Genomic DNA, 869 nt, shown 5'->3' with positions numbered 1-869 from the left:
GGCGGGTATTCAGGGGCCTGCTGGTCCTGCGGGCCCGCGAGGTGAAACCGGAGCCAGAGGCGAAAAAGGAGAGCCGGGAGATCCCGGAGGACCTCCGGGACCAAAAGGTGACACTGGCCCCAGAGGGGAGCCGGGGCCTCAGGGCCCGGCAGGTCCGAGGGGACCTGCCGGAGAGAGAGGGCCGCAAGGATTGCAGGGTGTGGCAGGGGAGAGAGGCGATACAGGTCCGGCTGGTCCACAGGGTATACCTGGACCTCCGGGGCCAACAGGTAGCGTCGGTCCTAAGGGGGAAAAAGGCGAGCCTGGTGATCGAGGTCCACAGGGTGCTACCGGCCCCAGAGGACCACAAGGGGAAAAAGGGGATAAAGGTGACCCCGGCCCGGCAGGCCCTGCCGGTGAGCGGGGGCCGAAAGGTGATACCGGGCCGACGGGCCCCGCAGGGAAGGATGGCGCAGATTCACAGGCGAACAGAGTGCGTATCAGCGAGAAAACAGAAGTTACCTCCAGTACAGTCGTTTTCCCCTCTTTTTATGGCGGTGCGCAGGGGGAAAATGCAGCCCCTGATGGCGCTGTGATTCTGAATATCAGGACGGCTCCGGTATCACTGACGAACGGCAATTTAGGGGCAGCCAGTGTCACTGCTGTCACTTACGGCTTCCTTCAGGTTCATGATGGCAGCCAGTGGGTTACGGTGAAACATGAATAACATGATTTTCCCGGGTGCGGAAAGCTTAAACGGGTACCCCGTCCTGAATATTCGTATGAGGAGAAGAAATGAATCTTAAAAATCTGCAACGTTATACTCCTGAGAAGTCGGATGTTCCGGGGGCAATGTACCTGAAGGCAGAGGATGGCCGTGACTGGTATGA

Annotated in this window: 2 pseudogenes; both read left to right on the top strand. The window is 59.6% G+C overall.

Annotated elements, in window-relative coordinates:
• Positions 1-706 (top strand): annotated as a pseudogene (locus E0D98_RS24930) (collagen-like protein); the annotation flags it as partial.
• A gap of 68 nt (positions 707-774) precedes the next feature.
• Positions 775-869: pseudogene (locus E0D98_RS28225) on the top strand (phage tail protein); the annotation flags it as partial.

It is taken from the genome of Escherichia sp. KCJ4928, from assembly GCF_004352695.1.
Classification (GTDB): Bacteria; Pseudomonadota; Gammaproteobacteria; order Enterobacterales; family Enterobacteriaceae; genus ECMA0423.
This window is presented reverse-complemented; position numbering and strand designations above follow the sequence as displayed.